Annotated in this window: 17 protein-coding genes and 2 tRNA genes; 3 read left to right on the forward strand and 16 right to left on the reverse strand. The window is 68.8% G+C overall.

Annotated elements, in window-relative coordinates:
- Positions 1-26 precede the first annotated feature (26 nt).
- From AB0D34_RS34460 to AB0D34_RS34505, 10 genes are all read right to left on the reverse strand, one after another.
- Complete coding sequence (locus tag AB0D34_RS34460) at positions 27-1,526, reverse strand: CYTH and CHAD domain-containing protein (RefSeq protein ID WP_362668831.1); 1,500 nt, start codon at positions 1,524-1,526, stop codon at positions 27-29.
- A 63-nt stretch (positions 1,527-1,589) separates the two neighbouring features.
- Complete coding sequence (gene rodA, locus AB0D34_RS34465) at positions 1,590-2,789, reverse strand: rod shape-determining protein RodA (protein ID WP_362668833.1); 1,200 nt, start codon at positions 2,787-2,789, stop codon at positions 1,590-1,592.
- The gene (gene mrdA, locus AB0D34_RS34470; RefSeq protein ID WP_362668835.1) at positions 2,786-5,041 is read right to left on the reverse strand and encodes a penicillin-binding protein 2; all 2,256 of its coding nucleotides are present in this window, start codon (positions 5,039-5,041) and stop codon (positions 2,786-2,788) included. The genes rodA and mrdA overlap by 4 nt, the downstream gene beginning before the upstream one ends.
- An 80-nt stretch (positions 5,042-5,121) precedes the next feature.
- Positions 5,122-5,799, reverse strand: a complete 678-nt coding sequence (mreD, locus tag AB0D34_RS34475; protein WP_362668837.1) for a rod shape-determining protein MreD — start codon at positions 5,797-5,799, stop codon at positions 5,122-5,124.
- Positions 5,800-5,811: 12 nt separating this feature from the next.
- Positions 5,812-6,759 (reverse strand): rod shape-determining protein MreC, encoded by a 948-nt coding sequence (gene mreC, locus AB0D34_RS34480; RefSeq protein ID WP_362668839.1) that lies wholly within the window; start codon positions 6,757-6,759, stop codon positions 5,812-5,814.
- Between the two features lie 115 nt (positions 6,760-6,874).
- The gene (locus AB0D34_RS34485) at positions 6,875-7,894 is read right to left on the reverse strand and encodes a rod shape-determining protein (RefSeq protein WP_004931372.1); all 1,020 of its coding nucleotides are present in this window, start codon (positions 7,892-7,894) and stop codon (positions 6,875-6,877) included.
- A gap of 320 nt (positions 7,895-8,214) precedes the next feature.
- Positions 8,215-8,628, reverse strand: coding sequence for a nucleoside-diphosphate kinase (gene ndk / locus AB0D34_RS34490; protein WP_362668841.1), 414 nt, complete (start codon positions 8,626-8,628; stop codon positions 8,215-8,217).
- Between the two features lie 64 nt (positions 8,629-8,692).
- The gene (locus AB0D34_RS34495; RefSeq protein ID WP_362668843.1) at positions 8,693-9,076 is read right to left on the reverse strand and encodes a DUF4233 domain-containing protein; all 384 of its coding nucleotides are present in this window, start codon (positions 9,074-9,076) and stop codon (positions 8,693-8,695) included.
- A gap of 9 nt (positions 9,077-9,085) precedes the next feature.
- Positions 9,086-10,570 (reverse strand): folylpolyglutamate synthase/dihydrofolate synthase family protein, encoded by a 1,485-nt coding sequence (locus tag AB0D34_RS34500; protein ID WP_362668845.1) that lies wholly within the window; start codon positions 10,568-10,570, stop codon positions 9,086-9,088.
- 159 nt (positions 10,571-10,729) lie between these two features.
- A complete protein-coding gene (locus AB0D34_RS34505; RefSeq protein WP_362668847.1) occupies positions 10,730-13,354 on the reverse strand; it encodes a valine--tRNA ligase in 2,625 nt (874 codons plus the stop codon).
- A gap of 136 nt (positions 13,355-13,490) precedes the next feature.
- Between AB0D34_RS34505 and AB0D34_RS34510 the strand changes: the two genes are divergently transcribed.
- The gene (locus tag AB0D34_RS34510; protein WP_362668849.1) at positions 13,491-14,501 is read left to right on the forward strand and encodes a hypothetical protein; all 1,011 of its coding nucleotides are present in this window, start codon (positions 13,491-13,493) and stop codon (positions 14,499-14,501) included.
- A 71-nt stretch (positions 14,502-14,572) separates the two neighbouring features.
- Here AB0D34_RS34510 and clpX read toward each other — a convergent pair whose 3' ends face one another.
- From clpX to AB0D34_RS34535, 5 genes are all read right to left on the reverse strand, one after another.
- Positions 14,573-15,859 carry an ATP-dependent Clp protease ATP-binding subunit ClpX gene (gene clpX, locus AB0D34_RS34515; RefSeq protein WP_362668851.1) on the reverse strand — a complete coding sequence of 429 codons (1,287 nt, stop codon included), beginning with the start codon at positions 15,857-15,859 and terminating at the stop codon, positions 14,573-14,575.
- A gap of 160 nt (positions 15,860-16,019) precedes the next feature.
- On the reverse strand, positions 16,020-16,700 hold the full coding sequence (locus AB0D34_RS34520; RefSeq protein WP_123760725.1) for an ATP-dependent Clp protease proteolytic subunit: 681 nt from the start codon (positions 16,698-16,700) through the stop codon (positions 16,020-16,022).
- Between the two features lie 49 nt (positions 16,701-16,749).
- On the reverse strand, positions 16,750-17,358 hold the full coding sequence (locus AB0D34_RS34525) for an ATP-dependent Clp protease proteolytic subunit (protein ID WP_030052245.1): 609 nt from the start codon (positions 17,356-17,358) through the stop codon (positions 16,750-16,752).
- A 213-nt stretch (positions 17,359-17,571) separates the two neighbouring features.
- Positions 17,572-18,957, reverse strand: coding sequence for a trigger factor (tig, locus tag AB0D34_RS34530; RefSeq protein WP_362668854.1), 1,386 nt, complete (start codon positions 18,955-18,957; stop codon positions 17,572-17,574).
- A 196-nt stretch (positions 18,958-19,153) separates the two neighbouring features.
- Positions 19,154-19,230 (reverse strand) — tRNA-Pro (locus AB0D34_RS34535).
- 577 nt (positions 19,231-19,807) lie between these two features.
- On the opposite strand from AB0D34_RS34535, the gene AB0D34_RS34540 reads away from it, so the two are divergent.
- Positions 19,808-19,881, forward strand: a tRNA-Gly gene (locus AB0D34_RS34540).
- A 350-nt stretch (positions 19,882-20,231) separates the two neighbouring features.
- Here the strand turns inward: AB0D34_RS34540 and AB0D34_RS34545 are convergent.
- Entirely contained in the window at positions 20,232-20,426 is a 195-nt protein-coding gene (locus AB0D34_RS34545; protein ID WP_020136157.1) for a hypothetical protein, read from the reverse strand.
- A 365-nt stretch (positions 20,427-20,791) separates the two neighbouring features.
- Between AB0D34_RS34545 and AB0D34_RS34550 the strand changes: the two genes are divergently transcribed.
- Positions 20,792-21,889, forward strand: coding sequence for an acyltransferase family protein (locus AB0D34_RS34550; protein ID WP_362668857.1), 1,098 nt, complete (start codon positions 20,792-20,794; stop codon positions 21,887-21,889).
- Positions 21,890-21,980 lie beyond the last annotated feature (91 nt).

Raw genomic sequence — 21,980 nt, forward strand, 5'->3', positions numbered from 1 at the left:
CGGCCACCCCCCGTACGTCCGAGGGCTCAGAGGGCCGCGGCCCCGTCCTTGACCCCGTCCCAGAACCCGGGCAGCTCGGCCTCCACGGCGGCCGCCCGCTGCTCCTCGCGGCCGTAGAGCAGCCCGTAGGTGAAGGCGCTCTCGCCCGCCGCGTGGGCGACCGCGGACAGCTCGCGCAGGGTGCCCCGGGACATCACGCTGTCCTGGTGCTCCCCCAGCAGGTTCTGCAGGGATTTCATGGACTTGACCAGGTCCTTGGCCGACTTGCCGAGGGCGGGCTGGGCCGCCTCCGCCGCGTAGCGGGTGCGCTTGGTCTTCTTGCGGGCCTCGTGGATGGCGACGTCCCGGTCGGTGCCGGGTTCCAGGTCGAGTGACTGCTCGACGAGCCCGGTGACCTTCCCGAAGTCCTTCTTGACGGCCTTGGCGAGCACCTTCTCGGGCTTCTTCCCGGCCGCCTTCAGCAGCGGCGGGTCGGCGAGCAGCGCGTCCAGGGTGTCGAGCAGGGCGAGATAGCGGTGGGAGTCCAGGACGCCGATCAGCCGGGCGCTCGCCCCGCCGGGGCTGTCCCCGGCCCAGGTGCGCAGCCGCTCGGCCACGGGCCCCGAGACCAACGCCCCGGGGACCTCGTCGAGGGCGCCCGTCAGGCGTTCGCTCAGCACCTCACGGTCCCGGTCCACGCCGAGCTCGCCGGCCAGCCACTTCAGTTCGTCGCCGATCGGGTCGGTGACGTTCCGGTCGAGGACTTTGCCGTACGACTTGAAGGTGCTGCGCATCCGGCGGGTGGCGACGCGCATGCTGTGCACGGAGTCCTCGGCGTCCTGGCGTACCGCCGGGTCGAGCCCGACGATCGCGTCCCGCTGGGCGCGGACGTACGCGAGGACGTGGTCGCCGGCGGTCACGGGGTCGCCGGTGACGGGGCTCTGCTTCTTCGGTGCCGTCTCCGCGAGGGCCCGGGCGAGCTTCGACGCCGACTCGGACGGCCGTACGCCCGCCTTGCGCAGCCGCTTCTCCACCTTGTCGAGGAAGGCAGGGTCGCCGCCGTCGGCGAGCTCCACCTCGATCTCGGTCCACTGGACGTCGCCCACGCCGCCGCTGAGCCGTTCGGCGTGCACGGCGTCCACGCTGACCTCGGCGAGGAGGCGCCCCTCCGCGTCGAGGAGGTGGCGTACGTCGCGGTCCGAGCGCAGTCGGACCACGGGCAGCAGTTCGACGTCCCGGGCCCTGGAGCGGACCAGGGCGGTGAGTTCGTCGGGGAGGGTCTCGGACATGGGGGCCTGGATCTCGTCGCGCACCCCCGGGGCGACGGGGAACTTCAGGTGCCAGCCCGCGTCCGATCCGCCGGTGCGGCGGCGCAGGGTGATGGAGGACGCAACGAGGCGTTCGTCGGCCGTGTCGTAGTAGGTGGCGTCCAGATGTGCCACACCCTTGTCGACGACGGACTCCACCCCGGCGACACCGGTCAGGTCGGGCAGCCCGCTGTCGTCGGACTCGTACTTCCGCTCGATCTCCCGCTTTGTGTCCGCCATAATTCGAATCTAGTGGTCAGAAGGCGATTACGGCAGAGGGGCCCGTCTGCCGGCCCACCCGGCCTACGCCGACATCGGCCGCTGCACTCTGATCGACTGCAACAGCCCCACCGCCACCCACACCGCGAACATCGAGGATCCGCCGTACGACACGAACGGCAGCGGCAGACCGGTGACCGGCATGATCCCGAGGGTCATGCCGATGTTCTCGAAGGACTGGAAGGCGAACCAGGCGACGATGCCGGCGGCCACGATCGTGCCGTACAGCTCGGTGGTCTCGCGGGCGATGCGGCAGGCCCGCCATAGCACGATCCCGAGCAGGACGATGATCAGGCCCGCGCCGACGAAGCCGAGCTCCTCGCCGGCGACGGTGAAGACGAAGTCGGTCTGCTGTTCGGGGACGAACTGGCCCGTGGTCTGCGAGCCGTGGAAGAGGCCCGCGCCGGTCAGACCGCCCGAACCGATGGCGATCCTGGCCTGGTTGGTGTTGTAGCCGACGCCCGCCGGGTCGAGGCTCGGGTTGGCGAAGGCGGCGAAGCGGGCGATCTGGTACTCGTCGAGGATTCCGAGCTGCCACACCGCGACCGCGCCGAGCGTGCCCGCGCCCAGCAGCCCGAACACCCAGCGGTTGGAGGCGCCGGAGGCGAGCAGCACGCCGAGCACGATGATGACCATGACCATGACCGACCCGAGGTCGGGCATGAGCATCACGATCAGCATCGGCACGGCGGCGAGGCCGAGGGCCTGGAGCACCGTGCGGTGGTCGGGGTAGGGCTTGTCGCCCGCGTCGACCCGGGCCGCGAGCAGCATCGCCATGCCGAGGATGATCGTGATCTTCACGAACTCCGAGGGCTGGAGCGAGAAGCCGCCGCCGAGCACGATCCAGGAGTGGGCGCCGTTGACCGTGGAGCCCAGCGGGGTGAGCACCAGCAGGATCAGGAAGACCGAGGCGCCGTACAGCAGGGGCACGGCGGTGCGCAGGGTGCGGTGGCCGACCCACACCGTGCCGATCATCAGGGCGAACCCGATGCCGGTGTTCATGAGGTGCCGGATCAGGAAGTAGTACGGGTCGCCCTGGTTGATCTCGGTGCGGTTGCGGGTCGCCGAGAAGACCAGCAGCGAGCCGATCATGGACAGGGCGAGGGCCGAGAACAGTATCGGCCAGTCGAGGCGGCGGGCGAGCGAGTCGCGGGCCAGCAGCCGGGTCCAGCCCGCGCGCGCGGGGCCGTACCCGGAGACCTGGAAGCTGTTCGCCCCGGTCATGTCAGCATCCTCCGGCTCCCCCTCTTGCGGCGCCGGCGGCGGGTGTCACGGTTCCCGCCGGTCGACGTGTTCACGGTCGCGGCCTGCTGTGTCTCGTCCGGCTCGGGTGCGCCCTCCTGGCTCGCCCGCTGGTCCTTGGCCGGGTCCTTGGCGACCTTCGGGGCCTTGATGGTCCCGTCGGTCTGGATCTTCGGCAGGCTCTTCTCGGGGGTCGGCAGCAGGGCGTTCTTCTTGTTGATGGCACCGTCGTCGGAGACGCCGTACAGCGCGTCGTAGATGTTGCGGACGGCGGGGCCCGAGGCGCCGGAACCCGTACCACCCTGGGAGATCGTCATGACGACGGTGTAGTCCTTGGTGTACGTGGCGAACCAGGACGTCGTCTGCTTGCCGTAGACCTCGGCGGTACCGGTCTTGGCGTGCATCGGGATCTTGTCCTGCGGCCAGCCGACCTGGGCGAAGCGCCAGGCGGCGGTGCCCGAGGTGGCGACGCCCGCGAGGGCCGTGTCCATCTTCTTGAGCGTGGCCTGGCTTATCGGCAGCCTGCCGTGCGACTTGGGCTTGATCTCCTGCACGCTCTTGCCGTCGGCGCTCACGACGGCCTTGCCGACCGTCGGGTCGTGCAGGGTGCCGCCGTTGGCGATCGCCGCGTAGATCGTGGCCATCTGGATGGGGGTGACCATGGTGTCGCCCTGGCCGATGGAGTAGTTGATCTCGTCACCGGCACGCATCTTGTTGCCTTCGAGGCAGTTCTCGTACGCGATCTTCTCGACGTAACTGCCGTCCTTCTTGCCGGTCTTGCACCAGGCGTCCTTGTTGGCCTTCCAGTAGTCCTGCTTCCACTGGCGGTCGGGGATGCGCCCGGCGACCTCGTTGGGCAGGTCGATGCCGGTGGTCTTGCCGAGGCCGAACTGGTGGGCGGCCTTGAAGAAGTAGTCCTTGGGCTCACCCTTCTTCGGGTTGATGCCGCCGTCCCGCTGCCACTGCTGGTGGGCGAGGCCGTAGAAGACGGTGTCGCAGGAGACCTCGAGGGCCCGGCCGAGCGAGATGGGGCCGAAGTTCTCCGACTCGAAGTTCTTGAAGACCTGGCCGCCGACGGAGTACGAACTCGTGCAGGGGTAGCGGCCGTCGAAGTCGTAGCCGGCCTCCACGGCGGCGGCCGTGGAGATCACCTTGAAGGTGGAGCCGGGCGCCGACAGACCCTGGATGGCCCGGTTGAGCAGCGGGTAGTTGGAGGACTTGCCGGTGAGCTTCGCGTAGTCCTTGGCGGAGATGCCGCCGACCCAGGCGTTGGGGTCATACGTCGGGTTGGAGGCCATGGCGACGATCCGGCCGGTCTTGGCCTCCATGACGACGACCGCGCCGGAGTCGGCCTTGTACTTCTCGTTGGTGTTGCGGTCCCACTGCTTGCGGGCTTCCTTCATCGCGTCGTTGAGCTCGTACTCGGCGACACGCTGGACGCGGGCGTCGATGCTGGTGACGAGGTTGGCGCCGGGCTGGGCCTCGTCGGCCTCGGCCTGGCCGATGACGCGGCCGAGGTTGTCGACCTCGTAGCGGGTGACGCCGGCCTTGCCGCGCAGTTCCTTGTCGTACTCGCGCTCAAGTCCCGAGCGGCCGACCTGGTCGGAGCGCAGGTAGGGCGAGTCGGTGTTCTGGGCCTTGGTGATCTCGTCGTCGGTGACCGGCGAGAGGTAGCCGAGGACCTGGGCGGCGTTGGACTTGGCGGGGGCGCCGTAGCGGCGCACGGCCTCGGGTTCGGCGGTGATGCCGGGGAAGTCCTCGGCGCGCTCGCGGATCTGCAGGGCCTGCTTGGCGGTGGCCTCGTCGGTGATGGGGATCGGCTGGTAGGGCGAGCCGTTCCAGCAGGGCTGGGGGGTCTTGGCGTCGCAGAGCCGGACCTTCTGCATGACCTCCGCGGGCTTCATCCCGAGGACGCCGGCCAGCTTGGTGAGGACGGCCTTGCCGTCGTCCTTCATCTTCAGCAGGTCGGTGCGGGAGGCGGAGACCACGAGCCGGGTCTCGTTGTCCGCGAGGGGTACTCCGCGCGCGTCCAGGATCGAGCCGCGTACGGCGGGTTCGACGACCTGCTGGACGTGGTTGCCGGAGGCCTCCTTGGCGTACTCGTCGCCCTCCCGGATCTGGAGGTACCACAGGCGCCCGCCGAGGGTGCCGAGGAGGGACAGCACCAGGATCTGGATGACGACGAGGCGGATCTGGACCCGTGGGGTCCGTCCGGTCTCGGGGATGTTGGTCACTGCGGCTGCCGCCCCCTCTCAGTGTGTGTATGTGTCATATACGGCGAACCTGTGAACGGGGTCCGCCAACTTCCGTGGGGTCACAGCCGCCTGACTCCCTTGATGCGGCCCACCCGGGCCGTACGGGTCCGTGCCTTGGTCTTCAGGCTGCCGAGGCCGCCGCGCTGACCGCCGATCTTCAGACCCGTGCCCGAGGACAGCCAGCCCGAGGAGATGTCCGTCGACTTGGCCGCCGAACTGGTCTCGGCCAGCGGGTCGTTCTCGGCGCGGCGGGCGAGCGCCATGATGCCGGGGACGACGAACGGGGCGAGCAGCAGGTCGTACAGGGCGGCCGTGAACAGCAGGCTGCCGAGGCCCACATGGCGGGCGGCGGTGTCGCCGACGAGGGCGCCGACACCGGCGTACAGCAGGGTGGTGCCGATGGCGGCGGCGACCACGACGACCATGGGGCCGGTGGCCGACTTGAGTCTGCCGTTCTCCGGTTTGGCGAGCCCGGCGAGGTAGCCGATGACGCACAGCACCAGGGCGTAGCGCCCGGCGGCGTGGTCGGCGGGCGGGGCGAGGTCGGCGAGGAGACCGGCGCCGAAGCCGACGAGGGCGCCGCCGACATGGCCGTAGACGAGAGCCAGGCCGAGGACGGTGAGGAGCAGCAGGTCGGGGACGGCGCCCGGGAGGTGGAGGCGGGCGAGGACGCTCACCTGGAGGACCAGGGCGACGACGATCAGGGCCGACGAGAGCAGGATCCGGTTGACGCGCATGGCTTACAGCTCCTACTGCTCTTGCTGGATCTCGCCGTCGACCGGCGCATTGGCGGACGGGGTGACGGTGACCGTCACGGTCGGCGTGGGCGTCGGCTTCGGCTTGGCGGGCAGCACCGTGTCGCGCGGGTCCTTCTTCGGGGCCTCGACGACGATTCCGACGATGTCGAGCTTGGTGAAGCTGACGTACGGCGTGACGTAGAGGGTCTTGGTGAGGTCGCCGCCGGAGGGCTCGACGCGGGAGACCACGCCGACCGGGACGCCGGGCACGAAGGGCTTGTCGGCCTGGGAGCCGAAGGTGACCAGACGGTCGCCCTTCTTGATCTCGGCCTTGCCGTTGAGGAGTTCGACGCGCAGCGGGCGGTCGCCCTGTCCGGAGGCGAAGCCGAGCTCGTCGCTGGCCTCCATGCGGGTGCCGACGGTGAAGTCGGGGTCGTTGGCGAGCAGCACGGTGGCGGTGTTCGGGCCGACCGTGGTGACGCGGCCGACCAGGCCGTCGCCGTTGAGGACGGTCATGTCGCGCTTGATGCCGTCGTTGGCGCCGACGTCCACGGTAATGGTCCAGGAGAAGCCCTGGGCCGCTCCTATGGCGATGACCTGGGCGCCCTTGATGCCGTACTGGCCCTCGCCGGCGATCTTCATCATCTTGTCGAGCTGCTTGAGCCGGCTGGAGTTGCGGTCGTCGCTGCCGAGTCTCGCCTTGAGGGCCGCGTTCTCCTTCTCCAGCGCGGCGAGCCGGTCGTGCCGTTCGCCGGAGTCGCGGATGGCCGACACGGCGTTGCCGACCGGATCGACCGCGGTCGACACACCGTCCTCTATCGGACCGAACACGGCGGCCGCGGCCTGGCGGGCACCGTCGACCGGTGAGTCCTCCCCGCCGCGGATGTCCACCGTGATCAGCGCGAACGCGACGGCGATCAGCAGCACCAGGAGCAGCCGGCTCTCTCGTGTGTCCCTCACGTGCGGCGGCCGTGCCCTTCTCATTGGAGTTGCGTTTGTGGGAGCTTATGCCTCGATATCAACGATCCGCCGCACGAGAGGAGATCATCCCGTACGGCGGAATCGAAGAGTTACGTCATCTGCGCGGCTGGGCGTCCAGCACCTGCTGGAGTGCCTCGAACTCCTCGACGCACTTGCCGGAACCGAGCGCCACGCTGTCCAGCGGATCCTCGGCGATGTGGATCGGCATGCCGGTCTCCCGGCGCAGCCGCTCGTCGAGCCCGCGCAGCAGGGCGCCGCCGCCGGTGAGGACGATGCCGCGGTCCATGATGTCGCCGGAGAGCTCCGGAGGGCACTTGTCGAGGGTCGTCTTGACGGCGTCGACGATGGCGTTGACGGGTTCCTCGATCGCCTTGCGGACTTCGGCGGCCGAGATGACGACGGTCTTGGGCAGCCCGGAGACGAGGTCCCGGCCGCGGATTTCGGTGTGCTCGTCAGCGTCGAGGTCGTACGCCGAACCGATCGTGATCTTGATCTGCTCGGCCGTCCGCTCACCCAGCAGGAGGGAGTACTCCTTCTTGATGTGCTGGATGATCGCGTTGTCCAGTTCGTCGCCCGCGACCCGGATCGACTGGGCGGTGACGATGCCGCCGAGGGAGATGACCGCGACCTCCGTGGTGCCGCCGCCGATGTCCACCACCATGTTGCCCGTGGCCTCGTGGACCGGCAGGCCGGAGCCGATGGCGGCCGCCATGGGCTCCTCGATGATGTGCACCTGGCGGGCGCCGGCCTGGGACGACGCCTCGATGACGGCGCGGCGCTCGACGCCGGTGATGCCCGAGGGGACACACACGACGACGCGCGGCCTCGCGAGATACCGCCGCTTGTGGATCTTCAGGATGAAGTAGCGCAGCATCCGCTCGGTGATCTCGAAGTCGGCGATCACGCCGTCCTTCAGCGGCCGCACGGCAACGATGTTGCCGGGGGTCCGCCCGATCATCTTCTTGGCCTCGGCACCGACTGCCAGAATTCCACCGGTGTTCGTGTTGATCGCGACGACGGACGGCTCGTTGAGTACGATCCCGCGACCCCTGACGTACACCAGCGTGTTGGCGGTCCCGAGGTCGACAGCCATGTCACGGCCGATGAACGACATTGAGTTCCCCATCAGGATTCGTCTGGCCTTCCCGGGAGCTTTTGAGGGCATTTCAGGTCGGCGAAGTGGGTGCTGTGACGTGAAGGCTTCCATCGTAGACGCGCCTGCACGAACACTGCGCGAGGGTCTTCGCCATTGTCAGCAGATGTAAAGCCGCCTCGCTTGTGGAGACGGTCCATAAGGGCCACTCGTTCCCCCGATCGGCACGCATATGCCGAGGGACGGCCGAAAATGTACGGCCGTCCCAGGTCAGGCAGTCGGGTGAACTGACACGCCGTCAGAAAATGCCACCAAACCTACGCACAGGCCTGTGCGCGGGCCTATGCGCGGCCGGGGAAGAAGATCTTCACCTCGCGCTCGGCGGACTCCTCCGAGTCGGACGCGTGGATGAGGTTCTCGCGGACGATCACACCGAAGTCGCCACGGATGGAGCCGGGCGCGGCGGCGATCGGGTCGGTCGGGCCGGCGAGCGCGCGGACGCCCTCGATCACCCGCTCGCCCTCGACGATCAGGGCGACGACCGGACCGGAGGCCATGAACTCCACCAGCGGCTCGTAGAAGGGCTTGCCCTTGTGCTCGCCGTAGTGCTGCTCCAGCGTGTCCTGGTCCAGGGTGCGCAGCTCCAGCGCGGTGATCTCCCAGCCGGCCTTGCGCTCGATACGGCTGATGATCTCGCCGGTCAGGCCACGACGGACGGCGTCGGGCTTGAGGAGGACGAGGGTGCGCTGGCTCACGAGGGGCTCCTTGCCTGCTGTCATATGCGGTGGGACGAGATTACAGGGCGTGTCGGCGCGTTCGTCACACAGCGTCAGGTGTAGCGGAGTCGGCCTGCGTGGCTTGGGCGGCTTGGTCAGCCTGGGCGGCGAATCTCGCCTTCGCCTCGTCGATCTTCCGGCCGTAGTGCACCGAGGCCCACCACAGCGCCGCGAAGATCGCGCCCATGAAGAACATGGTCGGGATGACGAAGCCGGAGGCGATCAGGGCGATCTGCAGCGCCCAGCCGAGGGCGATGCCGCCGGGCCGGGTCACCACCCCGCACAGCGCGACACACAGGAACATGGCGATGCCGCTGACCGTCCACACCGTGGACGTGGCCAGGTCGGGGTCCTTCATCGCGACCAGGGCGGCGAAGCCGATGACGAAGAACTCGCCGATCAGGGTTGATGCACAGAGCGTACGCATGGCTGCGGCTCAGCCCCTTCCGAGGAGCAGCCGGGCCTCGCCGACCGTGATGACCGACCCGGTGACCAGCACTCCGCCGCCCGCGAACTCGCCGTCCTCCTCGGCCAGCGTGATCGCCTCCTCCAGCGCGTCCGGCAGCCGGGGCTCGACCTGCACCCGCTCCTCGCCGAACACCTCGACGGCGATCGCGGCGAGCTCGTCGGCGTCCATCGCGCGATGGCTGGAGTTCTGCGTGATCACGACTTCGGCGAAGATCGGCTCGAAGGCTTCGAGCAGCCCTCGCACGTTCTTGTCGCCGCTCGCGCCCACCACGCCGATCAGCCGACTGAAGTCGAAGGCCTCACCGACCGCCTCGGCGGTGGCGCGGGCGCCCGCCGGGTTGTGGGCCGCGTCCAGGACGACGGTCGGGGAACGCCGTACGACTTCGAGGCGGCCCGGGGAGGAGACGGCCGCGAAGGCCTTGCGGACGGTGTCGATGTCCAGGCGGTCCGGACGCTGGGCGCCGACCCCGAAGAACGCCTCCACGGCGGCGAGCGCCACGGCCGCGTTGTGCGCCTGGTAGGGGCCGTGCAGCGGGAGGTACACCTCTTCGTACTCACCGCCGAGACCGCGCAGGGTCACCAGCTGGCCGCCGACGGCGACCTGGCGCGCGACCACACCGAACTCCAGGCCCTCGCGGGCCACGGTGGCGTCGACCTCCACGGCCTTCTTCAGCAGCACCTGCGCCGCGTCCACCGGCTGCTGGGCCAGGATCACGGTCGCGTCCTGCTTGATGATCCCGGCCTTCTCGGTGGCGATCGCCGCGTGGGTCTCGCCGAGCCGGTCGGTGTGGTCCAGGTCGATGGGGGTGACCACGGCGACATCGCCGTCGATGACGTTGGTCGCGTCCCAGGAGCCGCCCATGCCGACCTCGACGACGGCCACGTCCACGGGCGCGTCCGCGAAGGCGGCGTACGCCATGCCGGTCAGCACCTCGAAGAACGACAGCCGGTACTGCTGCTGGGCGTCGACCATCTCGACGTACGGCTTGATGTCGTCGTACGTCTCGATGAACCGCTCGGCGGAGATCGGGGCGCCGTCCAGGCTGATGCGCTCGGTGATCGACTGGACGTGGGGGCTGGTGTAGCGGCCGGTGCGCAGTTCGAAGGCGCCGAGGAGGGCCTCGATCATGCGGGCCGTCGAGGTCTTGCCGTTCGTGCCCGTGATGTGGATCGAGGGGTACGACCGCTGCGGCTCGCCGAGGACGTCCATCAGGGCGGCGATGCGGCTGACGGAGGGTTCCAGCTTGGTCTCGCCCCACCTTGTCGCGAGGTCCGCCTCGACCTGGCGCAGGGCCTTGTCGACCTCGGGGTCCTCGGGGCGTGCGGGTACGTCGGCCTCCGGCGGGGCGCCCTGGGTGCGCAGGGTGCGGCTGCCGGCCTCGATGACCGCGAGGTCGGGGTCGCGGTCGGTCTCGGCGGCGACGATCTCGTCGAAGGGGTCGGTCTCACTCACGGGGCCCAGTCTACGGACGCGGACTGACAGCGTGCCTACGGAGTGGGTGGCTGGGCTTCGCGGGCGGCTGCGGGTTGGTGGGGGCTGGTCGCGCAGTTCCCCGCGCCCCTGAAAACAGCAGGGCCCCGGAGTCCAGAAGACCCCGGGGCCCACAAAGCCTTACGCCTGAGGCAAGCGATCCAGCTGGGCCTTGATCCTCTCGATGTCCTCGTCCGCCTTGGCCAGGCGGCCGCGGATCTTGTCCACCACGTTGTCCGGGGCCTTCGCGAGGAACGCCTCGTTGCCGAGCTTCCCCGTCGCCTGGGCCTTTTCCTTCTCAGCCGCCGCCAGGTCCTTCGCGAGGCGCTTGCGCTCCGCCGCCACGTCGATCGTGCCGGAGAGGTCGAGGGCGACCGTGGCTCCGGCGACCGGGAGGGTCGCCGTGGCCGCGAAGGTCTCGTCCTCGGGCTGGAGGCGGAGGAGCTGGCGGATGGCGGGCTCGTGCGGGGCGAGCGCGGTGCCGGTCAGGTCCAGGCGGGCCGGGACCTTCTGGCCGTCCTTGAGGCCCTGGTCCTTACGGAACCGGCGGACCTCCGTGATGACCCGCTGGACCAGCGCGATCTCCTGCTCGGCGTCCCTGTCGCGGAAGCCGCTGTCGGCCGGCCAGTCACCGATGACCAGGGACTCGCCGCCCGTGAGGGTGGTCCACAGGGCGTCCGTGACGAACGGGATGACCGGGTGGAGCAGACGCAGCGTCACGTCGAGGACCTCGCCGAGGACCCGGCCGGAGACCCGGGCCTGCTCGCCGCCCGCGAAGAACGTCGTCTTCGACAGCTCGACGTACCAGTCGAAGACCTCGTCCCACGCGAAGTGGTAGAGCGCGTCGGCGAGTTTGGCGAACTGGTAGTCGTCGTAGTACGCGTCGACCTGGGCGACCGTGGTGTTCAGGCGCGAGAGGATCCAGCGGTCCGTCGCCGACATCTCGGAGGCGTCCGGCAGCGGGCCCTCGACCGTGGCGCCGTTCATGAGGGCGAAGCGGGTGGCGTTCCAGATCTTGTTGGTGAAGTTCCGGGACGCCTTGACCCAGTCCTCGCCGATCGGCACGTCCGCGCCCGGGTTGGCGCCGTTGGCGAGGGTGAAGCGGACGGCGTCGGAGCCGTAGGCGTCCATCCAGACCAGCGGGTCCACCGCGTTGGGGTTCGACTTCGACATCTTCTTGCCGAACTCGTCGCGGACCAGGCCGGTCAGCGCGATGGTGTGGAAGGGAGCCTGGCCGTCCATGGCGTAGAGGCCGAACATCATCATCCGGGCGACCCAGAAGAAGATGATGTCGTGGCCGGTGAGCAGGACGTCGGTCGGATAGAACTTCCGCAGGTCCTCGGTCTGTTCGGGCCAGCCGAGCGTGGAGAAGGGCCACAGACCGGAGGAGAACCAGGTGTCCAGGACGTCGGAGTCCTGGGTCCAGCCCTCGCCGGTGGGCGGCTCCTCGTCGGGGCCGACGCAGACGACCTCGCCGTCGGGGCCGTACCAGATCGGGATGCGGTGGCCCCACCACAGCTGGCGCGAGATGCACCAGTCGTGCATGTTGTCGACCCAGTCGAAGTAGCGCTTCGACATGTCCTCGGGGTGGATCTTGACGCGGCCGTCGCGGACCGCGTCACCGGCGGCCTTGGCGAGCGGGGCGACCTTGACCCACCACTGCAGGGACAGGCGCGGCTCGACCGTGGTCTTGCAGCGCGAGCAGTGGCCGACGGAGTGCATGTACGGGCGCTTCTCTGCGACGATCCGGCCCTGCTCCTTGAGGGCGCCGACGACGGCCGAGCGGGCCTCGTAGCGGTCCAGGCCGATGAAGGGGCCGTGGACGGTGATGACGCCGTGCTCGTCCATGATCGTCAGGGACGGCAGGTCGTGGCGGCGGCCGATCTCGAAGTCGTTCGGGTCGTGCGCCGGGGTCACCTTGACCGCGCCGGTGCCGAACTCGGGGTCGACGTGGGTGTCGGCGACGACCGGGATGGTGCGGTCGGTCAGCGGGAGCTTGATCTGCTTGCCGATGAGGTGCTGGTAGCGCTCGTCGTCGGGGTGGACGGCGACGGCGGTGTCACCGAGCATCGTCTCCGCGCGGGTGGTCGCGACGACGAGGCTGTCCTCACCCTCGCCGTAGCGGATGGAGACCAACTCGCCCGCGTCCTCCTGGTATTCCACCTCGATGTCGGAGATGGCCGTCAGACAGCGCGGGCACCAGTTGATGATGCGCTCGGCGCGGTAGATCAGCTCGTCCTCGTAGAGCCGCTTGAAGATGGTGAGGACGGCCTTGGAGAGGCCCTCGTCCATGGTGAACCGCTCGCGGTCCCAGTCGACGCCGTCACCGAGGCGCCGCATCTGGCCGAGGATCCGGCCGCCGTACTCCTCCTTCCACTGCCAGACGCGCTCGACGAACTCCTCGCGGCCCAGGTCGTGGCGGGACTTGCCCTCCTCGGCGAGCTGCTGCTCGACCTTGTTCTGGGTGGCGATACCGGCGTGGTCCATGCCCGGCAGCCACAGCGCCTCGTAGCCCTGCATGCGCTTGCGGCGGGTGAGGGCGTCCATGAGCGTGTGCTGGAAGGCGTGGCCCAGGTGGAGCGAGCCGGTGACGTTCGGCGGCGGGATGACGATGGTGTACGGGGGCTTGTCGCTCTTCGCGTCGGCGGCGAAGTAACCGCGCTCCACCCAGCGCTCGTACAGCGTCCCCTCTACCTCGGCCGGCGCGTACTGGGTCGGCAGTTCGGTGCTGGGCGCTGTGGGCTGCTGCTGAGCGTTCTCGGTCACGGGGTCAGTTTAGGGGTGCCGCGGGCATGCCCCGAAACGCGTTTGTTCTGTAACGGTGGGGCCCCCGGCGCAGTGCGCCGACCGCACCTGGGCCAGGATGTCGGCAACACATAAACATCTGGAGGGGAACCCAGAGATGAGTCACAACCAGCCGGGCCCGTACGGGCAGCCCCAGCAGCCGGGGCAGCCGCAGCAGCCCGGGCCGTACGGCCAGCCGGGCCCCTACGGCCAGCCGCCGCAGACCCCGCAGGCGCCGCAGGGCCAGCCCCAGCCCGGCTACGGCTACCCCCAGCAGCCACCGCCGCCCCAGCAGCCCGCACAGCAGCCCGGTTACGGCTATCCGCAGCAGGGCGGCGTCCCTCCGCAGACCCCGCCGTACGGCCAGCCGCAGGCTCCCTACGGCCAGCAGGCCCCGTACGGCCAGCAGCAGCCGCCGTACGGCCAGGCCCCCTACGGCGTCCCGCAGCCCCCGCCGCCGGGCGGCGGCAACGGCAAGAAGATCGGCATCATCGTCGGCGCGGTGGCGGTCGTGGCCGCGATCGGGGTCGGGGCGTATCTGGTGATCGGCGGTGGCGGGAGCGGCGGCAGCGGTTCGGACATCCCGGACGACGGCGCGCACAAGCTGACCGCGCCGGCGACCGTCCTCGGCGGGGAGTACAAGAAGGGTTCCGACGCCGGGGCCGGGGGGTTGAGCGACGACGAGATCAAGGACGCGGAGTCCTGGGGTGTGGAGAACCCCCAGGAGGTCACCGGGACTTACACCTCGGGCTCGGGCCTGGCCTCCAAGAACCTGACGTTCTCGGGCGTGTACGGGACCATCGACGACCCGGAGAAGGTCATCGACTCCATGTTCGCCCAGAGCAAGTCGGAGGCGTCGAAGAGCTCCAGTGGCGGCGAACTCGTCGGCAGCCCGAAGGAGTTCAAGCCCGCCGGTTTCGAGAACGGCGTCATGAAGTGCCAGGAGATCAAGACCACCGAGTCCGGGCAGACCGTGACGATGCCGTTCTGCATCTGGGCCGACCACAGCACCGTCACCTATGTGCTGTCGTTCGACCTGGCCGGCCTGGCGCAGGGCAAGAGCACCTCCATGGAGGACGCGGCCGCCCTGGCGGCGAAGCTCCGCAACGACGTACGCGTCAAGGCCTGACGGACGCCGGCACCTCAACGGCGAAGGGGCCCCGGTCGGTTGACCGGGGCCCCTTCGTATGTCCTGTGGTGCTACGCCGTCTTCTGCTCGCCCGAACCGCGCCCGCGGGCGTCCCTCGGGATCAGTGTCGGGTTGACGTTGGAGTGGACGACGTCCGCCGTGATGACGACGCGGGCCACGTCCTTGCGGGAGGGGATCTCGTACATGACGCCCTGCAGGACCTCTTCCATGATGGCGCGCAGGCCGCGCGCGCCGGTCTGGCGGAGGATGGCCTGGTCGGCGATGGCCTCCAGCGCCTCGCGCTCGAAGTCCAGCTCCACGCCGTCGAGTTCGAAGAGCCGCTGGTACTGCTTGACCAGGGCGTTGCGCGGCTCGATCAGGATCTGGAGGAGGGCCTCGCGGTCGAGGTTGTGGACCGAGGTGATGACCGGGAGACGGCCGATGAACTCGGGGATCATCCCGAACTTCACCAGGTCCTCGGGCATGACGTCCTCGAACTGGTCCTTGGCCTCCAGCTCGCGCTTGGAGCGGATCGTCGCGCCGAAGCCGATGCCCTTGGCGCCCGCCCGGGACTCGATGATCTTCTCCAGGCCCGCGAAGGCACCGCCCACGATGAACAGGACGTTCGTCGTGTCGATCTGGATGAACTCCTGGTGCGGGTGCTTGCGTCCGCCCTGCGGCGGCACGGAGGCCGTGGTGCCCTCCAGGATCTTCAGCAGGGCCTGCTGGACGCCCTCGCCGCTCACGTCCCTCGTGATGGAGGGGTTTTCACTCTTCCGCGCGACCTTGTCGATCTCGTCGATGTAGATGATCCCGGTCTCGGCCTTCTTGACGTCGTAGTCGGCCGCCTGGATCAGCTTCAGCAGGATGTTCTCGACGTCCTCGCCGACATAGCCCGCCTCGGTGAGCGCGGTCGCGTCGGCGATCGCGAACGGGACGTTCAGCATGCGGGCCAGCGTCTGCGCGAGGAGGGTCTTGCCGGAGCCGGTGGGGCCCAGCAGGAGGATGTTGGACTTCGCCAACTCGATCGCGTCGTCACGGCCGTTGCCGCCGCCGTTCTCGCCGGCCTGGACGCGCTTGTAGTGGTTGTACACCGCCACGGAGAGGGCCTTCTTGGCCGCGTCCTGGCCCACCACGTAGCCCTCGAGGAACTCGAAGATCTCGCGGGGCTTGGGGAGTTCCTCCCAGCGCACCTCGCTGGTCTCCGCGAGCTCTTCCTCGATGATCTCGTTGCAGAGATCGATGCACTCGTCGCAGATGTACACACCAGGCCCTGCGATGAGCTTCTTGACCTGCTTCTGGCTCTTGCCGCAGAACGAGCACTTGAGCAGATCGCCGCCGTCACCGATGCGTGCCACGGTGTGCTTCCCCTTCGCCTGGGAGACGCCTAGGTCCAGCGGCTCCTGGTGCTGCCTTATGTCCGACGGTACCTTGCCGGGCCCCCCGTTCGGGCCCCCCTTGGCAGGGTTCACTTTGACGTGCACGGTGCCAAGGGGCGGCATATCCTACGGCTTCCGCCTAGCGGACGGCGGCGTTGTTCATCTTCCGGGTGGAGATGATCTGGTCGATCAGGCCGTACGACAGGGCGTCCTCGGCCGTGAGGATCTTGTCGCGCTCGATGTCCTCGCGGATCTTCTCGATCGGCGTGGTGGAGTGCTTGGCCAGCAGGTCTTCCAGCTGCGCGCGCATCCGGAGGATCTCGTTGGCGGCGATCTCCAGGTCGGAGACCTGACCGCGGCCGGTCTCGCTGTACGGCTGGTGGATCAGCACACGCGCGTTGGGCAGCGCCATGCGCTTGCCCGGCGTGCCGGCGGCCAGCAGGATCGCGGCGGCGGAGGCAGCCTGACCCATGCAGACCGTCTGGATGTCGGGCTTCACGAACTGCATCGTGTCGTAGATGGCCGTCAGCGCGGTGAAGGAGCCGCCGGGGCTGTTGATGTAGACCGAGATGTCCCGGTCGGGGTCCATCGACTCCAGGCACAGCAGCTGTGCCATGACGTCGTTGGCGGAGGCGTCGTCGATCTGCACGCCGAGGAAGATCACGCGCTCCTCGAAGAGCTTCGCGTACGGGTCGTACTCGCGGATGCCCTGCGAGGTGCGCTCGACGAAGCGGGGGATCACGTACCGGGACTCGGCGCGCGGGCCGGTGTACTCGGCCTCGGTGCGGGCGTAGAGGCCGCTGCCGGGGAAGTCGTTCACTGTCTGTCTCCTAGGGGCTCAGGCGGTCGGCTGGGGGGCTCTACGGGGCTCAGGCCCCGGTGCCGCCACCGCCCGGGATACCGGCAGCCGTGGTGATGACGTCGTCGATGAGGCCGTACTCCTTGGCCTCCTCGGGGTCGAACCAGCGGTCGCGGTCCGAGTCACGGGTGACCTGCTCGACGGTCTGGCCCGTGTGCTGGGCCGTGAGCTCGGCCATGCGCTTCTTGGTGTGCAGCAGCCGCTCGGCGTGGATCTTGATGTCGGAGGCCGAACCGGCCAGACCGGCGGAGGGCTGGTGGATCAGGATCTCGGCGTTCGGAAGGGCGAACCGCTTGCCCGGGGTGCCCGCGCTGAGCAGGAACTGCCCCATGGAGGCGGCGAGGCCCATCGCGATCGTCATCACGTCGTTCTTGATGAACTGCATGGTGTCGTAGATCGCCATGCCGGCCGTGATCGAGCCGCCCGGGCTGTTGATGTAGAGGTTGATGTCCTTGTCCGGGTCGGCCGCGGCAAGGAGAAGCAACTGTGCGGTGATCTTGTTGGCGATGTCATCGTCGACCGGCTGGCCGAGGAAGATGATCCGCTCGTTGAGCAGCCGGTTGTAGACCTGGTCGCCGAGGCCACCACCGATGGAGGGCTCGCCGGCGGCTGAGGGCATCAGATTCGTCACGTATCCACCTGCTCGTCTTACGACGGCGCCGGGCCGTCTTACGTTTCCCTATTCACGGACCCTAACGCGCTGGTCCCTTCGGGGAATCCCGGATAGAGGGCTGTTCGCCGGGGGCGTAGAGACCGCGGCGGGTAGGCCGACGGGCCCCGGGTGCGGATGCTCCCGGGGCCCGTCGTACGTCGTTCGAGGCGCCGTAGGCGATCAGGCCTCGGTCTTCTCGTCCTCGGCCGGGGTCTCCTCGGAGGTGGCCTCGACCGTCTCGGCCGTCTCGTCCTCGTCGTCGTCCAGGTCGACGACCTCGCCGTTGGTGTCCTTGACCGTGGCGGCCTCGACCACGACGGCCAGGGCCTTGCCGCGGGCGACCTCGCCGACGAGGAGCGGGACCTGACCGCCCTCGACGACCGCCTGGGCGAACTGGTCGGGGGACATGCCGGAGGAGGCCGCACGCCGCATGAGGTGCTCGGTGAGCTCCTCCTGGTTGACGTTCAGCTTCTCGCGCTTGACGAGCTCGTCGAGGACGAACTGGGTCTTGATGCCCTTGACCGCGGCGTCCTTGGTCTCGGTGTCGAACTCCTCGGCCGTCTTGCCCTGGATCTCGAGGTACTTCTCGAGGTCGAGGCCCATCTGGCCGAGCTGGTGGTGCTCCAGGTTGTGCTTGCGGGTGTTGATCTCGTCCTCGAGGAGCTTCTCGGGGACGGGCACCTCGACGAGCTCCAGGAGCTTCTCCAGGACGCGCTCCTGGGCCTGGGTGGCCTGGTCGTACTGCTTCATGTTCTCGAGGCGCTTGCGGCTGTCGGCCCGCAGCTCCTCCAGGGTGTCGAACTCGGAGGCGAGCTGCGCGAACTCATCGTCCAGCTCGGGCAGTTCGCGGGCGGCGACCTGGGTGACCTTGACGGTGACCTCGGCCTCCTTGCCGGCCGCGGAGCCGCCCTTGAGCTCGGAGGTGAAGGTGGCCTCGCCACCGGCCTCCAGGCCCTTCACGGCGTCGTCGATGCCGTCGAGGAGCTCGCCGGAGCCGATCGTGTAGGAGACGCCGTCGGCGACGCCGTCCTCCAGGACCTCGCCCTCGACCTTGGCCTGCAGGTCGATCGTGATGACGTCGCCGTCCTCGGCGGCACGCTCGACCGGGGAGGTCGAGGCGAAGCGCTCGCGGAGCTGCTCGACCGACTTGTCGATGTCCTCTTCGGTGACCTCGACGGCGTCGACCTCGACCTCGATGCCGGAGTAGTCCGGGATCTCGATGGCGGGGCGGACGTCGACCTCGGCGGTGAAGTTCAGCGTCTCGCCGTCCTTCAGCTCGGTGATGTCGACCTCGGGCTGGCCGAGGACGTCGATCTCGGCCTCGTTGACCGCCTCGGTGTAGAACTTCGGAAGCGCGTCGTTGACGGCCTCCTCCAGCACCGCACCGCGGCCGAACCGCTGGTCGATGACGCGGGCCGGGATCTTGCCCTTGCGGAAGCCCTTCACCGTGACCTGCTGGTTGATCTTCTTGTACGCCGCGTCGAGGCTGTCCTTGAGCTCCTCGAAGGGCACCTCGATGCTGAGCCGAACCCGGGTCGGGTTCAGGGTCTCCACGGCGCTCTTCACGGTTCGGTCTCCTTGGGGGCTGACTTCTTGGTTTCTGCCGGAGCCAGAGCGGCTCCGGCGGATTCGCCGCCCGGAGGACTTTCCAGTGGAGATCCAGTGGATGAGGCACACGGGCGTGCAGCTTGCATAGTAACGGCAGCGGCGACACGCCCCAAAGGCGATCACTGGGTACGGCGGCGCGAGGTGATCGCGCAGGTGGTCGGGGTGGCGGGATTTGAACCCACGGCCTTCCGCTCCCAAAGCGGACGCGCTACCAAGCTGCGCCACACCCCGTCTGGTGCGACACGTAGGGTACATGCCCGCAGGCAGCGGGGTTACCGCATTTCACGAGCACCACGCGTCCGGAGTACGTACGGGTCGCCGGGGCAGGTCCGCGGCGGGGCGTGCGCCGGGGGCGCGGCCAGAACATTCGCAACTCCGCAACATCGCGACGTGCCGCGCCCTGCGGGCGATCGGCCCCGGGCGTGCCGCGCGGCTGAACGGTGCCATTCCCTGTGGGCGAGCGCGGGACGGGTGGGGCGGGGCGGGCAGAGGCAGGGCAGATGCGGTGGCGCGCTCGTACGACCGGCCCATTTACACGCCGACCGGGGTTGCGCGACCCGCCACATCGGCTCCGCAGCTCGTCGCGGCGGGTGGTGGTGTCGGTACCGGGGCCCGGTGCAGGGCGCGCGAGGTGGGCTCGGTCCGGAGTGGGCCTGTCGACGGCTGGAAGCCCGGTTCCTCGGCCCCGGCCGATCCGTCGGGAGCGCGGGCCCGTTCGGCGGGTGAGGTGGAAGGGGTGTGCGACGAGGGGTGACGACCCGCTACGATGCTTGCGTGCCGTCGGTCAGTGATCCGCGGCGCGTGCTGTGCGGGCGTAGCTCAATGGTAGAGCCCTAGTCTTCCAAACTAGCTACGCGGGTTCGATTCCCGTCGCCCGCTCCATACGGCTCAGGGCCAGGTCAGAGGATCAATCCTCCGCCTGGCCCTGATCGTTTCCGTGGGGCTTCCATCCCGTCCGCCATCGCGGTGGCCACCGCAGTGCGATCCAGCCACCCGTGCCACACTCAGCAGGCCCGGTTTCGGGCACACCTGACTCAGGAGTGCGTATGGACCCGCGCCTCAAGAGACTCGGCAACGGCCTGATGAACTGTGTCGCCGTAGCTTGGTTCGGCTACCAGGCCCTGTATGGCGAGGGGGCGATGCGGTACGTGTCCATCCTCCTGCTGCTCGTGGGCGCGGCGACGGCCGCAGGCGCCGTCCTCGACCACTTCCACCGTCGGTCGAAGCGGCGACTAGAACTGGATCGAGTTGATGGTGTCCGCTATCGAGTCCAGGAAGCGTTGGATGTCGTCGGCCATGCCGGTCGAGGCGAGGAAGAAGCCGAAGAGCACCGCCACGATGGCGGGCCCGGCCTTGATGGAGCCCCCTCGCATCAACACCACGAGGATGATCCCCAACAGCAGCACCACTGACAGCGAAATGGCCACAACTGATCACACCCTCGGTCGGTCCCGCTCTCCCGGCCCGGGGACGCGACCCCGCGACCCCCGCCAGAACCATCGTGCCACCAACGCGGCCCGCATATGCGGCCGGTGAGGCAACGTTTGGCCATGCCGATACACGCTCCGCACCCACTGGCCGGTTCCTTTCGGTACCCGCCCACCGCGTCCACACATCCCGTTCGCAGCAAATTCGAATGGCCGACACAGACGTACGACAGTCGGAGTTATGGCCCGGTTCGGCCGGATGAATCCTGATAATGCAGGCCTGTTGAAGCCGACCCAGACGTGAACAACGGGCAACGAAACAGACAGTTTTACGGCAGCACACAGCCGCGGCTAGGGTGCCTCAGATGTTTTCAGCCGCCGCCGACGCAGTCCCCCCTCCGCGCAAACAGCGCGACGCCTTCTTCGACAACGCCAAGTACCTGGCCATCGTCCTGGTGGCCGTCGCGCACTCCTGGGAGCCACTCAAGAGTGACAGCCGCATCCTGGAGGGCGTGTACACGGTCGTGTACTCGTTCCACATGCCGGCGTTCATCATCATCTCGGGGTTCTTCTCCCGCAGTTTCGACATGCGCCCCGACCGGCTGCGGCGGCTGATCACCGGTGTCGCCGTGCCGTACGTCGTCTTCGAGACGGCGTACTCCCTCTTCAAGCGCTACGCCGACCACGACCCGGGGATGGACATCAGCCTCCTGGACCCCTGGTTTCTGACCTGGTTCCTGGTGGCGCTGTTCATCTGGCGGCTGACCACGCCGATCTGGAAGCTGGTGCGCCGACCGCTGCCGCTCGCGCTCGGCATCGCGATGCTGGCGTCCGTGACCCCGAACATCGGTGACGACCTGGACCTCCAGCGGGTGCTGCAGTTCCTGCCGTACTTCGTCCTTGGCCTGGTCATGAAGCCCGAGCACTTCCGGATGGTGCGGCGCCGCTCGATGCGGATCGCGGCGGTGCCGGTGTTCGCGGCCGCCCTCGCCGTCGGCTGGTGGGCGGTGCCGCGGATGAACACCGAGTGGTTCTACCACCGCGACGCCGTCCAGGAGTTGGGCGCTCCCTGGTGGACGGGGCCGGTCATGGTGCTGGCCATGTTCGGTGCCTCGCTGCTGCTGACGGCCTGCTTCTTCGCCTGGGTGCCGGGCCGGCCGCTGTGGTTCACCGCGCTCGGCGCGGGCACGCTGTACGGCTATCTGCTGCACGGCTTCCTGATCAAGGGCGCCGGTTTCGCGGGCTGGTTCGACCACGCCTGGCTGCACCGGCCGCTCGGCGAGCTCTTCGTCAGTGCTCTCGCCGCGCTCGCCGTCACCCTGCTGTGCACCGCGCCGGTGCGCCGGGTCTTCCGGTGTGTGATGGAGCCCGACATGAACTGGGCGTTCCGGCCGGACACGGTCGAAGTGGCCCGGCAGCGCGAGCAGAAGGCGCCGGCTCCGCGGGAGAAGGTCGGCGTCTAGGGCCTGTCCGGCGGATCAGGCCGGCTCCAAGGAACGGCGCCTTGTCAGCGCAGGTGAGCGGGGTCTGGTGCGTGCAGCTGCAAGGCGGAGG

It is taken from the genome of Streptomyces sp. NPDC048420 (assembly GCF_040651535.1).
Classification (GTDB): domain Bacteria; phylum Actinomycetota; class Actinomycetes; order Streptomycetales; family Streptomycetaceae; genus Streptomyces.

Excerpts from the sequence above, each read along its gene's own strand:
- AB0D34_RS34485 (WP_004931372.1), bottom strand. The coding sequence starts at position 7,894 with ATGTCGTTCATCGGCCGTGACATGGCTGTCGACCTCGGGACCGCCAAC.
- AB0D34_RS34550 (WP_362668857.1), top strand. The coding sequence starts at position 20,792 with ATGTTTTCAGCCGCCGCCGACGCAGTCCCCCCTCCGCGCAAACAGCGC.
- AB0D34_RS34460 (WP_362668831.1), bottom strand. The coding sequence starts at position 1,526 with ATGGCGGACACAAAGCGGGAGATCGAGCGGAAGTACGAGTCCGACGAC.
- AB0D34_RS34510 (WP_362668849.1), top strand. The coding sequence starts at position 13,491 with ATGAGTCACAACCAGCCGGGCCCGTACGGGCAGCCCCAGCAGCCGGGG.
- AB0D34_RS34495 (WP_362668843.1), bottom strand. The coding sequence starts at position 9,076 with ATGCGTACGCTCTGTGCATCAACCCTGATCGGCGAGTTCTTCGTCATC.
- rodA (WP_362668833.1), bottom strand. The coding sequence starts at position 2,789 with ATGACCGGGGCGAACAGCTTCCAGGTCTCCGGGTACGGCCCCGCGCGC.
- AB0D34_RS34525 (WP_030052245.1), bottom strand. The coding sequence starts at position 17,358 with ATGCCCTCAGCCGCCGGCGAGCCCTCCATCGGTGGTGGCCTCGGCGAC.
- mreD (WP_362668837.1), bottom strand. The coding sequence starts at position 5,799 with ATGCGCGTCAACCGGATCCTGCTCTCGTCGGCCCTGATCGTCGTCGCC.